Origin of the sequence: [Anoxybacillus] calidus, from assembly GCF_013760845.1 — a bacterium.
Taxonomy (GTDB): domain Bacteria; phylum Bacillota; class Bacilli; order Bacillales; family Anoxybacillaceae; genus Paranoxybacillus; species Paranoxybacillus calidus.
Map to the genome: position 1 here is coordinate 30,721 of NZ_JACDUU010000008.1, position 11,979 is coordinate 42,699.

An 11,979-nucleotide genomic window follows, 5' to 3' on the forward strand; every position below is an offset into this window, starting at 1 on the left:
GTTGTTTTTTCATTTCTTCACGTTTTTGTTCTTTCATTTTTTTCGCTTCTTCAAGCTGTTTTTTCATTTCTTCACGTTTTTGCTCTTTCATTTTTTTTGCTTCTTCAAGCTGTTTTTTCATTTCTTCACGTTTTTGTTCTTTCATTTTTTTCGCTTCTTCAAGCTGTTTTTTCATTTCTTCACGTTTTTGCTCTTTCATTTTTTTTACTTCTTCACGTTGTTTCTCTATTTGTTTCTGTGCTTCTTTCATATGAGTATTACTATCTGTAGTATGAATGGCAGATGGTTTAGATTTTCTTTTTTCAGTGGCTTTTTCTAATGTTTCTTCTGTGATTTCATCAATTTTTTCGGAAGTGTTTTCCACTGTTTCTGCTTGTTCCTTCGCTAAATTTTCTTGGATTTCTAATCGTGCTTTTTCGTATTCTTCTTGGTTGATTTGGCCAGATTTTATTTTTTCCTCTAGTTCAGCCAATTTCTTTTCTGCCTTAAGCTCTTTCTCTTGAAGTTTTGCTAACTTTTTATTAATTTTCTTTTCTAGATGTTCTTGTGCTTTTGCAATATTTTTGGCAAGGGCCTCTTTTGCTTTAGGGTTTTCTATTTTCTCTAAAGCTGCTTGTAGAGCGGCAATGTTTCGCGAGAGTTTTTCCTCTAATTGTTGACGGATTGAATCCTCTTGAACAGTTGGCTCTTCTGGCGTTTCCTTACCATTTGTTTGTTTGTTGTCTGTTTTTTGCTGTGTTTCATATGTATCCATCGCTAATTCTTGTTGTTCTAAAGCTTTTTCAAGTACTTCTTTCGCTAATTCTTCTTCACCTTTAGCTAAAAGAGATTCCGCTTCCGTAATTCGCTCTTGAGCAAACTGCGCCAATAACTTTGCCTTTTCGATATCATTAAATGTTAATGCTAATTGGATTTTTTCGGTCATTTCTTCTAAGAAATAAAAGAAATCACCTGGAAGAAGGGGAGAAGTTTTTACTTCTGTTTCTTCACTGTTATCATTTGTATTCGTTTCAACTTTTTGTTTTGTTTCTGACGTTTTATCTAAAGAAGAATCTAATTCTTCCGCTTTATTTTTATGAGCCGTTGTTGAATCTTCAAGGGTAGTCTCATTTGTCGTGTTTTCTTGTGGAGCTTTAACTGTTTCTGTATTGTTTACGATGAGTGTGCCTTTTTCAACAACAGTTGTGTTATTCGTTTGTGTCGCTGATTCATGCTCATTTGCATACACATTTCCTGTCGCAAGTGTTAGAGTGAATGCTGTTGTGATGATTCCAGTCGCTAGAACGTTACGAATGTTTTTGTCAAACTTCATTTGTATCCTCCTCTATGGTGGTTTTTATTATTTCACTATACATATTCGCTATCTTTTCTTTCTATTTGTCCGAAAGTGGCAGAAATTTTTATGATTTAGGAACAACTGCCTAGCTTACACGTTGATTAGAGGAGAGATATTTATCGAGAAAAACTAAAAGAGAATATCGATGTTAGAGATACGTTTATTGATTTATTTTAAAATAAGAAAAGCCTCGTCTCTGCGAGAATGAGGCTTTTCCTAATAACTAGTTTGCCGCTTCTTTCATTCCTGTGTTTGCTTTCACAAGAATTTCGTCAAACTTTTTGTCGTCGACTTTCTTAGAAGAGACGAGCGTACCGACAATCGCACCGATGAAGCCTAATGGGATGGAGACGATTCCTGGATTTGCTAGTTTGAAAAGCGGTTCACCAACAAGAATTGCTTTTCCTACTTCTGGTGACCATACGTTGGGGCTAAGAGCTACTAATAATAGAGAGCTAAATAATCCAATGAGCATCCCGGTTACGGCACCTGTTGTATTAAAGCGTCTCCAGAAGATGGTTAAAAGGATAATCGGCAAGTTTGCACTTGCGGCGACTGCAAATGCTAAGGCTACCAGGAAAGCAACGTTCATTTTTTGAGCAAATAACGCTAAAAGAATGGATAATACAGCAACACCGACAGAAGCCCAGCGAGCGGCAAGTATCTGTTCTTTTTCAGTTGCTTGACCACGGCGTACAATATGACTGTAGAAATCATGAGCGAATGCAGACGCAGCAGATAAGACGAGACCGGCAACAACCGCTAAAATCGTCGCAAACGCCACCGCTGAAACGAATGCGAATAAGAAGTCTCCCCCTAATACTTCCGCTAATAAAGGAGCAGCCATATTTCCTGCTGGATTTGCTTGAACAATTTTGTCATAGCCGACAAACGCTGCAGCGCCAAATCCTAAGAAAATAGTCATAATATAGAATAAACCGATAATCCATGTAGCATATACGACAGATTTACGTGCAGTTGGTGCATCTTTTACTGTGAAGAAACGGATTAAAATGTGAGGAAGTCCTGCTGTACCTAGGATGAGAGCTAAATTAAGTGATATGGTATCGAGTGGATCTTTAAACTTGTTGCCAGGATTGAGGTAGGCTTCACCTAATGGAGTTGCAGTTTTTACTTCGTTAAACATTTTAACAAGGTTAAAATCGAATTTAGCGAACACCATAACAGAGATAATGAATGTACCTATCATTAATAGCACAGCTTTAATAATTTGCACCCAGCTTGTAGCTGTCATTCCTCCAAATACAACATAGATTGTCATTAATGTACCTACAATGAGAACGGAATACACATAATCAATGCCAAGTAAAAGTTTAATAAGGCCACCTGCACCGACAAGCTGTGCGATCATATAAAAAATGGAAATGGAAATCGTGTTTAAAGCTGCGACTCCGCGTACTTTTTTATCATTAAAACGAGCAGCAATCATATCAGCCATCGTATATTTGCCTAGATTCCGAAGAGGTTCTGCGACAATATACAGAACGACTAGATAAGCAACGAGGAAACCGATGCTGTAGAAAAAACCGTCAAAGCCAGATAAGGCAATCATTCCAGCAATACCCAAAAACGATGCGGCTGACATATAGTCACCGGCGATTGCCAATCCGTTTTGCCAGCCTGTTAACCCACCGTCTGCTGTATAAAACTCACTTGTTGTTTTTGTCTTTTTAGAAGCGAAGTAAGTGATAATAAGTGTTAGCGCGACAATGCCAAGGAACAACAGGAATGCTAACACGTTCATGATTCTTCGCCTCCTTTACTAACTTCTCGTTTAATTTCTTCCACTAATTCATCAAATTTAGAGGCGCGTTTTGAGTAAAGACTGCAAAGGGTCCAAGTCATAATAAATTGAGCAAAAGCAAAGAGCCAAGCCCAGCTAATCGAACCGAGTGCTGGATTGTTTAATGCTGTAGAATAAGAAGTCAAGATCGGAAGAGTAAAATAAAATGCCAAAAAGAATAGAGATAAAGGCAAAATAAATTTTCTTTTTTCTTTCATTAAATGCTGAAAAGATGCTGATTGAACAATTTTTGTGTAGTCCAATGATGCTTGCTGCTGATGAGTAGTTTGGTGTAATGATCTTTCTTGAATTCCCATACATGCAAACCTCCTTAATTATTTATGTTAAGAAAGCGTTTTCGAAACCCCCTCCTTCTTTGTTGTATTGTAGTTCACAATTTTGTCACAAGTCCATTATATATTTATCAGAAAAATTTGTAAATTAAGAAATTTGTTTCAGCATGAACATGTTTAAAACAAATTTCGCTGTCTTTCGATTCGAAAAAACAAGATTTCATTTTTTACTTTTTATGACATGGGGATATGGAAGTATTAAAGATAAGATATAGATGGCTGGGTAGAGAGTATATGAAGTATATTTTTTCGTAGTGGTAAGACCTGTTCATTCGAGTATCGGTACATTATTTGCTTTTATAACTGTATCCGTTGGTGTTCTAATTTTGCGGAAAACACAACCGAATATAAAGAGAGCGTCTAAAGTTCCATTTGTTTCTTGGATTCCGCTGTCAGCTGTTGCATTCTGCGGTTACTTAGTGCTTCAATTGCCAGCAACAACATGGCTTAGCTTCGCTGCATGGTTATTTATTGGAATCGTTATTTACTTCTTGTATGGACGCAAGAATAGCACACTTAATGATATTGAGAAACTTGAGGAAAAAGTTAGCTAATTCATAAGACCTTTGCCAAATAAGGAGAAGGTCTTTTTCTTTTAAAATGTGGGAAATATGTTTAAGGTGAATAGTAATGGCATTTAATTGTCAACCTACTCAATAGTAAGCTGCCATTTTTCTGATTTCATTTTTTGGGTTTAGTAAAAGATGAAAATTGAAAATAAGGAAAATAAAGGATTTTGAGTTTTCTTTCATTTTAGAACTTTACAACAATTGAAATATGTTGTAAAATTTCTTTTGCAACGTTCTACACAGAGTGACAAAAAACGACAAGGGGAGACATTATATGAGTTTGTTTCGAAAAAAGTCTATTGATGTTCTTCTGAAAGAAACAGGCACCAAAGGTGTGTCTTTGAAAAAGGACTTAGGAGCATTTGACTTAACAATGCTTGGGATTGGAGCTATCATCGGTACAGGAATCTTCGTCTTAACAGGAGTCGCGGCTTCAGAGCATGCTGGCCCTGCGCTTGTCATTTCGTTTATTCTATCGGGGCTTGCATGCGTGTTTGCAGCACTTTGTTATGCAGAATTCGCTTCGACTGTACCGGTTTCAGGAAGCGCTTACACATACAGTTATGCGGCTTTTGGTGAAATTATCGCCTGGATTTTAGGATGGGACTTAATTCTTGAATACGGGGTAGCTTCATCGGCTGTTGCGGCTGGGTGGTCAGGATATTTCCAAGGCTTGCTTGCCGGGTTTGGAATCGAGCTTCCCAAAGTGTTAACAAGTGCTTATGACCCAGAAAAAGGAACACTTATTGATTTACCCGCCATTTTTATTGTTTTTCTAATTACATTCTTATTGACTCAAGGTGTTAAGAAATCAGCCCGTTTTAATGCAATTATGGTTATTATTAAGATTGCTGTTGTATTGTTATTTTTAGGTGTGGGGGTTTGGTATGTAAAACCAGAAAACTGGACACCATTCATGCCGTTTGGTTTTTCCGGTGTCGCAGCTGGGGCAGCGACTGTCTTTTTTGCTTACATTGGTTTTGATGCTGTTTCAACTGCTGCAGAAGAAGTAAGAAATCCGCAGCGTGATATGCCGATTGGTATCATTACATCTTTAGCGGTTTGTACGCTTTTATATATTGCCGTATCTTTAGTGCTAACAGGGATTGTTCCGTATGATCAATTAGGTGTTAAAAATCCTGTTGCATTCGCATTGAATTATATTAACCAAGACTGGGTAGCAGGATTTATTTCGTTAGGTGCGATCGCAGGTATTACAACCGTATTGCTTGTTATGATGTATGGTCAAACTCGCTTGTTCTACGCGATTAGTCGTGACGGATTATTACCAAAAGTATTTTCTAGAGTAAGTAAAGAAAAACAAGTTCCATTTGTAAATACGTGGTTAACCGGTTTACTCGTTGCGTTCTTCGCAGGGGTAGTTCCTTTAAACAAACTCGCGGAACTAACGAACATTGGAACATTATTCGCATTTATCACTGTATCCATTGGCGTATTAATTTTACGGAAAACACAGCCAAACTTAAAACGTGCATTCAAAGTTCCGATGGTTCCGCTTCTTCCTTTATTAGCTGTTGCATTCTGCGGTTACTTAGTGCTTCAATTGCCAGTAACAACATGGCTTAGCTTCGGTACGTGGTTATTAATTGGATTAGTTATTTATTTCTTGTATGGACGTAAATATAGTACACTTAACAATATAGATGTAGAAAAGAAAGTTGGCTAAACTTTAAAAGTGGCTGTTTCATAAGGGGCTGACCCCACGCGCCAACCATGATATATCACTATGTATCGTGGTTGTGGGGGCTGCCCCTTTGTTTGTGGAACAGCTCTTTTTTATTTTAAAATCGACCGTTGAATTTTTTTTCTTATGTACGTACAAATATAGTGAGTCATCTCCTTCATCTCAATGTTTTGTTTAATGTGATTATAAATGGATGAAATTTCTACTTGAGCTACCGACAAAAATTTTTTATGATTTACGAATCATATCTTGGAAAAATTAAGTTTCGGTCTCTCTTGCAATGAGGTGAAGTTGATGCTTAGTATATTATTGAAATTTAAAAAAGAGAAAACGATTGAACATGAGATTGCCGAAATTCAGCAAGGAAATACGGAGTTGCAAAATCGAATCATTCATGATTATAAGCCATTTATTGCAAAAACAGTTTCCAGTGTGTGTAAACGATTTATTAACGAAAGTGACGATGAATTTAGCATCGGGTTAATTGCTTTTAATGAAGCTATTGAAAAATACTCGATTGAGAAAGGAAGTTCGTTTATTGCCTTTTCTGAGTTGTTAATTAAAAGAAGAGTGATCGATTATATTCGCAAAGAGGCAAAATTAAGAATGATTCATATCGAAGAGGAAGAAGAAAAAGATGCGGCTCAGACCTATTTAGATACGAAGTTGTCGATGGAAGAATTTTACAGAAAAATAGAACAAGAACAGCGCCGTGAGGAGATTATCCATTACCAAAAGGTATTAAAGGAGTTTGGAATTAACTTTCAAGAATTAGTGGAACAGTCTCCCAAACATTTCGATGCCCGTCTGAATGCAATTAAAGTAGCAAAACTGTTGGCAGAGAATCGTGAACTTTGTACAAAGCTGTTCGAGAAAAAACAACTGCCGATTAAACAATTGCAGAGCATGGTTCATTTAAGTCGAAAAACATTAGAAAGAAACCGCAAATATATTATTGCGATTACCATTGTTTTAACAGGTGATTATGTATATTTGCAAGACTATATTAAAGGGGTGCTTCAATAAATGAAAAGAGGGATTGTATTAGAGGTTGATGAGGATTTCATTACACTCTTAACCCCTGAAGGAGAATTCATTCAAGTCAAGAAAGAAGGAACTTATCAAATTGGAGAAGAAGTTGAGAAATTACCAATACAACGGCAAAGGATGAAAAAAAAAATTTTTCGTTTTTCTTCATTTAAAATGGCGTTAACAAGTATGGTTGCCGTTTGTTTCCTTGTTTTTACGATGTTTTCTGGTTCAACCTCTAATAAGGTGTATGCTTATTTGTCAATCGATATCAATCCTAGTATTGAAATTGCTGTAAATAGAGATTTAAAAGTTGTCAAAATAAAGGGATATAACCAAGATGGAAAAATGATCGTTACCCGTCTATCTGATTGGCAAGGGGAACCATTTGTTGACATTACTAAGGAAATTATTGAGCTAAGTATAAAAAACGGTTATTTACAGGAAGGGGAAGAAGTTCTCATTACAACTGTCAAAAAGGAAACAAACCGCTCTTCTTCGCAACAATTAGTGAAAGAGTTAAATGAAGTAAAACAATCTTACAAAGCAAAAGATATTATTGTCACAACGAAAACAAGCACATTAGAGGTAAGAAAAGAGGCTGTTGAAAAAGGATTTACTACAGGAAAATATTTGCGTTTAACGGAAAAAGTAAAAGAAAAGAGAGAATCAAATCTACAGTCACTGCCATCAGATGAAGAAGGGAAGAAAGAAGTACCAACTGTGCCAAGCGGCAGTGAAACAGATCGAGCAAAAGATACGGTTCCATCTCAGCTGAACAACTCTGATACGAAAGAACAAAGGGAACAATGGAATCCAAGTCAACAAGTGCCTTCTCATGTAGAAGAAAAAGAGGAGCAATTTGGAAAAGTTCAAGCGCCTCCTTTCTATCGACCAGAGGAGAAAAAAGATAAATTTCAAGAAAAAGAAGAGAAAGAACAGGAAAAAAAAGAGAAGAAGCTTGAACAAAAACAAGGAAAAAGAGAGAGAGAGCATGAACAAAAGTGGGAAAAAAGAGAGAGAGAGCATGAACAAAAGTGGGAAAAAAGAAAGAGGGAGCATGAACAAAAGCAAGGAAAAAAAGAGAGAGAGCATGAACGAAAGTGGGAAAAAAGAAAGAGGGAGCATGAGCAAAAGCAAGAAAAGAGAGAGAAGAAGTGGAGAGAAGATGATGACAAAGAACATGAACATAGAGATAAAGAGTAAATCCAGTGCTATGGTGCGCTGGATTTTCTTGTTATAATAGGGAAGAGTATATAAAAAGAGGTGACGAAATTGTTAAGTGAAAAGTTATTACAAAGCTTAAATGAGCAGATGAATTTTGAATTTTTTTCTGCGCACGCTTATATGGCAATGGCGGCCTATTGTTCATCAGAAGGACTGGATGGATTTGCTAATTTCTTTTTAGTGCAAGCAGAAGAAGAAAGATTTCATGCGATGAAATTTTATAATTTTATAAATGCACTTGGTGAACGGGCCATTATTACCGGATTTCAGTCACCGAATAATGAATTTACTTCTGTGCTTGATTGTTTTGAAAAGGCGCTTGCCCAAGAAAAAGAAGTAACAAAACGAATTTATAAGCTATCTGACATCGCGTGGGATGAGCGGGAACATGCAACGATTAACTTTTTGAAATGGTTTATTGATGAGCAAGTTGAGGAAGAAGACATGTTTGATAGCATTATTCAAAAGCTAAAGCGAATTCAAAATGATAATAATGCTTTATTTATGCTTGATAATGAATTCGCGAAACGAACATTTACACCAGAGCAGAATTAAATAGCAAAGAGGCTGACCTAAAGAATGTCAATGCTCCCGCAATATGATCGTACATGAGTGATATATTGTGGGGTTTACATGTAATCAGACACTCATGGGTCAGCCTCTTAAATTCATCGTTCGTTATGATTGAGTTCTGTTTGTTCCGGCAAGTTGACTTTGTGCTTGGGCAACTAGACGTTTTGTGATTTCTCCACCAACAGAACCATTTGCGCGGGACATTGTATCAGAACCTAATTGAACGCCAAATTCTTGTGCAATTTCGTATTTAATTTGGTCAAGTGCTTGTTCAATACCTGGTACAAGCAATTTATTGCTGCTTCTAGCCATTGTTTTTTCCTCCTTATGTTGAATAACAGCTTGTAAGGTTATTATGTTATTTAATTTGTTCATCTATAATGGTAATTACAGAGGATACCGCAATTTTCTGGCAGTCACAGCAATATGGCTACTCCATTTTCATAATAACAGCCTGACCTTCAACAACTAATTGATTATATTGATTGATAACATTTGTTTCTAATGTAATGATTTTTTTATCGTCTTGTTTATTAATAACTTTGCCGATGATCGTAAGCGTATCGCCAATTTTAACCGGTGCTTTAAATCGTATATGCTGTGATAAATAAATGGCGCCTTTCCCCGGTAGTTTCGTTCCTATAACAGTAGAAATATAACTCGTTGTGAGAAGCCCATGAGCGATTCGTTCTTTAAAATGTGTTTGTTGTGCATATTCTTCATCGAGATGAATCGGATTGATATCGCCGGTTAATTTTGCAAAGGCGACGATGTCTTCGTTTGTAATCGTTTTTGTAATTGAACGACAATCACCAATTTGAATCTCATTATACGGAACAGAAGGAACTAATTTGGATAAGGATTGTAAATCACTCTCCTCAAGAATGTTTATTTGAAAAAAGGAGAATCGACAGCCTTCTCGATGAAGGATTTTTGTGATTCTTTTATTTGTTCAAAATAGGATTTTAAAAATTTTTCCACTTCTTCTCGGCTAGATTGTTGTTGTGAAAAAAATTGTTTAAATAAACTGGAAGTCTGCTTGTAAAAAGCTTCAGAAGCATTAACCAATTCTTGGCTTGGAGTAAGAGCAATTTGCATGAACCGTTCGGTGATTTCGTCTAGCTGCGCCATCCATTTCGTTGCTGTTTGACTTGCCTCGTCTCCTAATGTATTTCGCAGTTCTGTTTCTGCTTTTTGGCGGAATTGTTCAAGTTGCTGCTTCATTTCACTTTTTGCTTTTTCAACATTTTCTGACACTTGAGTGAACCACTGTTGCTGACGCTCTAAATATTCCATAATGGTTTGTTCTACTTGATTTCCAGAATGAAGAAATAAATCTACTCCCTTAAACCAGCCATCCCATACGGTATCGATTACTTGCGTGACATTTTCTTTCATAGGTCTTCCTCCTTAAAAATATGTTATTTTACTCAGTCTGGCTTCCTTCTTCAATCTTATTTGGTGTTGTTTTTTCTGAATGGTTCTTTTCATTAAATGGGAATAACATTTTTGTATACATAGAAAAAAATGTGTCAATCATTTGCTGATATTGTTCAAGCGAGGCTGCCCATACTTCAAGATATTTTTCTCCTGTTTTTGTCAGTGAATAAATTCGCTTCGCAGGCCCGCCTGAAGACGTATCCCATACGGAAGTAATTAATTCATCCTTTTCTAATTGACGTAATGTTCGATAAATATTTCCAGGGTCTAGCGATTGAAACCCAAAGTGACTGAGACGTTCAATCAGCTTATATCCATGAAGATTGAAGCCGCGCAGACTGAGCAGTAAAAACGGTACAATAAAGTTTTTTGGAGCACCGGCAGGATATTTTTCGTGCAATGGTTGTTTATTTTCTTTGTTCGTCATGTGCTCACCTCATTAATATGCGTTTTTTCTATAAGTGTAATTTACACTTATATGTTCATTGTGTCAATAGTTGGGGTTCGACGAATTATGACATGGATTTAAAATATATGTATAAATTAATCGAAAATTATAAATTGTTATACAATACTTTACTTCACTATAATAAAATTAAAGTTAGATGCAACTTTGCTAACTACCGAGTTTAAGGAGGGATCACTAGATGAATGATCAAAAAGTGTTTGATCCATTTTTAGCCTGGAAGGAAATGTACGACAAAGCGGAAAGCTACATGGGAAAAATGCTCGGGGAAACAATGAACAGTGAAGATTTTTCCAAATGGATGGGGAGTGTACTCAATTTTAATCTTCAGCTACAGAAAATAATTAAAGAAACAACTGAACGTACTCTTTGGCAAGCAAATATGCCATCGAAAGAAGATGTAGCAAACATTGCTTCGCTCGTTATCAATGTTGAAGAAAAAATCGAGGGTATGGAGGAGCTGCTTGAAGAACAACAGGATAGTGCAAATGGAATGAAAAAAGAAATAACAAAGTTAAAGAGTGACATGAAGCGTTTAGAAGGCAAAGTAGACAAGCTGTTGGCCCTCTTTGAAAAGGAAGAACGCATGCCAAACGGTGAACAATAGGAAGACAGAAATATTTTTATATTTATAAGCATACAAATACTTTTGTGCACAAACTAACGAATTAGGGGGAATGTTTGATGGTTAAATTAGAGGGGAAAGTAGCCGTAATTACAGGAGGCGGTAAAGGAATCGGAGCGGCAATCACAAGAGAATTGGCACGCAACGGCGTCAAAGTAGTTGTGAACTATAACAAAAGCCGTGAAGCAGCCGACCAACTCATCGCAGAAATTAAAGAGAATGGTGGTGAGGGAATCGCTGTTCAGGCTGATGTTTCTACACAAGAGGAAGCAAATAAGCTAATTGCTGCTGCTGTTGAACAATACGGAAGACTCGATATTTTAGTGAACAATGCAGGAATTACACGCGACCGCACATTTAAAAAGCTTTCAAACGAAGACTGGAATGAAGTCATTAACGTTAACTTGAATAGCGTTTATTACACAACGGCTGCAGCGCTTCCTTATATTACGGAATCAGATGCCGGACGAATTATTAATATTTCATCGATTATCGGCCAAGCCGGTGGATTTGGACAAACGAATTATTCGGCAGCTAAAGCAGGAATGATCGGATTTACGAAATCATTAGCGTTAGAATTAGCGAAAACAGGAGTAACTGTTAACGCGATTTGTCCAGGTTTTATTGAGACAGATATGTTAGCAGAAGTGCCAGACAATATTCGTGAACAAATTAAAGCAAAAATTCCAGCGCGTCGTTTTGGGCATGCTGATGAAATCGCGCGCGGTGTTCTATATTTGTGCCAGGACGGTGAATATATTACAGGCCAACAATTAAATATTAACGGCGGCTTATATATGTAATCGTTCAGGTATAGGTACATATACCATGAAGGAAAGGTAGTGGAAAGCC

Annotated in this window: 13 protein-coding genes and 1 pseudogene; 7 read left to right on the forward strand and 7 right to left on the reverse strand. The window is 36.7% G+C overall.

All coding sequences use genetic code 11. The features are described 5' to 3' along the window. The 3 genes from HNQ85_RS14490 to HNQ85_RS14500 all read right to left on the reverse strand — a co-directional run. A partial coding sequence (locus tag HNQ85_RS14490) for a DUF5667 domain-containing protein (protein WP_181538440.1) occupies positions 1-1,312 on the reverse strand: 1,312 nt, incomplete at its 3' end. Positions 1,313-1,559: 247 nt separating this feature from the next. After that, entirely contained in the window at positions 1,560-3,101 is a 1,542-nt protein-coding gene (locus HNQ85_RS14495; protein ID WP_181538441.1) for a solute symporter family protein, read from the reverse strand. Beyond that, positions 3,098-3,457, reverse strand: coding sequence for a DUF485 domain-containing protein (locus HNQ85_RS14500; protein WP_181538442.1), 360 nt, complete (start codon positions 3,455-3,457; stop codon positions 3,098-3,100). Before HNQ85_RS14500 ends, HNQ85_RS14495 begins: the two co-directional genes overlap by 4 nt. A 308-nt stretch (positions 3,458-3,765) precedes the next feature. Here HNQ85_RS14500 and HNQ85_RS14505 point away from each other — a divergent pair. The 5 genes and pseudogenes from HNQ85_RS14505 to HNQ85_RS14525 all read left to right on the forward strand — a co-directional run. Then, positions 3,766-4,047: pseudogene (locus HNQ85_RS14505) on the forward strand (amino acid permease C-terminal domain-containing protein); the annotation flags it as partial. A gap of 289 nt (positions 4,048-4,336) precedes the next feature. Further along, positions 4,337-5,749 (forward strand): amino acid permease, encoded by a 1,413-nt coding sequence (locus tag HNQ85_RS14510; RefSeq protein WP_181538444.1) that lies wholly within the window; start codon positions 4,337-4,339, stop codon positions 5,747-5,749. 303 nt (positions 5,750-6,052) lie between these two features. Then, the gene (gene sigI, locus HNQ85_RS14515) at positions 6,053-6,793 is read left to right on the forward strand and encodes an RNA polymerase sigma factor SigI (RefSeq protein ID WP_343046540.1); all 741 of its coding nucleotides are present in this window, start codon (positions 6,053-6,055) and stop codon (positions 6,791-6,793) included. Continuing rightward, positions 6,794-8,002 (forward strand): anti-sigma factor domain-containing protein, encoded by a 1,209-nt coding sequence (locus HNQ85_RS14520; RefSeq protein WP_181538446.1) that lies wholly within the window; start codon positions 6,794-6,796, stop codon positions 8,000-8,002. It abuts the gene before it with no gap. A 69-nt stretch (positions 8,003-8,071) separates the two neighbouring features. Further along, positions 8,072-8,578: a ferritin gene (locus HNQ85_RS14525; protein WP_181538447.1), complete on the forward strand. Its 507-nt coding sequence runs from the start codon at positions 8,072-8,074 to the stop codon at positions 8,576-8,578. A 123-nt stretch (positions 8,579-8,701) separates the two neighbouring features. Here HNQ85_RS14525 and HNQ85_RS14530 read toward each other — a convergent pair whose 3' ends face one another. The 4 genes from HNQ85_RS14530 to phaQ form a co-directional block, all read right to left on the reverse strand. After that, positions 8,702-8,908, reverse strand: a complete 207-nt coding sequence (locus tag HNQ85_RS14530) for an alpha/beta-type small acid-soluble spore protein (RefSeq protein WP_181538448.1) — start codon at positions 8,906-8,908, stop codon at positions 8,702-8,704. 118 nt (positions 8,909-9,026) lie between these two features. Next, positions 9,027-9,488 (reverse strand): MaoC/PaaZ C-terminal domain-containing protein, encoded by a 462-nt coding sequence (locus HNQ85_RS14535; protein WP_181538544.1) that lies wholly within the window; start codon positions 9,486-9,488, stop codon positions 9,027-9,029. Further along, positions 9,485-9,994, reverse strand: a complete 510-nt coding sequence (locus tag HNQ85_RS14540) for a hypothetical protein (protein WP_181538449.1) — start codon at positions 9,992-9,994, stop codon at positions 9,485-9,487. The genes HNQ85_RS14535 and HNQ85_RS14540 overlap by 4 nt, the downstream gene beginning before the upstream one ends. 28 nt (positions 9,995-10,022) lie before the next feature. Next, positions 10,023-10,463: a poly-beta-hydroxybutyrate-responsive repressor gene (gene phaQ / locus HNQ85_RS14545; protein ID WP_181538450.1), complete on the reverse strand. Its 441-nt coding sequence runs from the start codon at positions 10,461-10,463 to the stop codon at positions 10,023-10,025. A 220-nt stretch (positions 10,464-10,683) separates the two neighbouring features. Here phaQ and phaR point away from each other — a divergent pair, with 220 nt between their 5' ends. Both phaR and HNQ85_RS14555 read left to right on the forward strand, forming a co-directional pair. Next, positions 10,684-11,109 (forward strand): polyhydroxyalkanoic acid synthase subunit PhaR, encoded by a 426-nt coding sequence (gene phaR / locus HNQ85_RS14550; protein WP_181538451.1) that lies wholly within the window; start codon positions 10,684-10,686, stop codon positions 11,107-11,109. Between the two features lie 77 nt (positions 11,110-11,186). Further along, positions 11,187-11,930, forward strand: coding sequence for a 3-oxoacyl-ACP reductase (locus HNQ85_RS14555; protein WP_181538452.1), 744 nt, complete (start codon positions 11,187-11,189; stop codon positions 11,928-11,930). The last annotated feature ends 49 nt before the right edge of the window (positions 11,931-11,979 follow it).

Bases quoted from the DNA above. Each gene is read 5' to 3' on its own strand.
- HNQ85_RS14495 (WP_181538441.1), bottom strand. From the start codon at position 3,101: ATGAACGTGTTAGCATTCCTGTTGTTCCTTGGCATTGTCGCGCTAACA.
- HNQ85_RS14500 (WP_181538442.1), bottom strand. From the start codon at position 3,457: ATGGGAATTCAAGAAAGATCATTACACCAAACTACTCATCAGCAGCAA.
- HNQ85_RS14510 (WP_181538444.1), top strand. From the start codon at position 4,337: ATGAGTTTGTTTCGAAAAAAGTCTATTGATGTTCTTCTGAAAGAAACA.
- HNQ85_RS14520 (WP_181538446.1), top strand. From the start codon at position 6,794: ATGAAAAGAGGGATTGTATTAGAGGTTGATGAGGATTTCATTACACTC.
- HNQ85_RS14530 (WP_181538448.1), bottom strand. From the start codon at position 8,908: ATGGCTAGAAGCAGCAATAAATTGCTTGTACCAGGTATTGAACAAGCA.
- HNQ85_RS14540 (WP_181538449.1), bottom strand. From the start codon at position 9,994: ATGAAAGAAAATGTCACGCAAGTAATCGATACCGTATGGGATGGCTGG.
- phaQ (WP_181538450.1), bottom strand. From the start codon at position 10,463: ATGACGAACAAAGAAAATAAACAACCATTGCACGAAAAATATCCTGCC.
- phaR (WP_181538451.1), top strand. From the start codon at position 10,684: ATGAATGATCAAAAAGTGTTTGATCCATTTTTAGCCTGGAAGGAAATG.
- HNQ85_RS14555 (WP_181538452.1), top strand. From the start codon at position 11,187: ATGGTTAAATTAGAGGGGAAAGTAGCCGTAATTACAGGAGGCGGTAAA.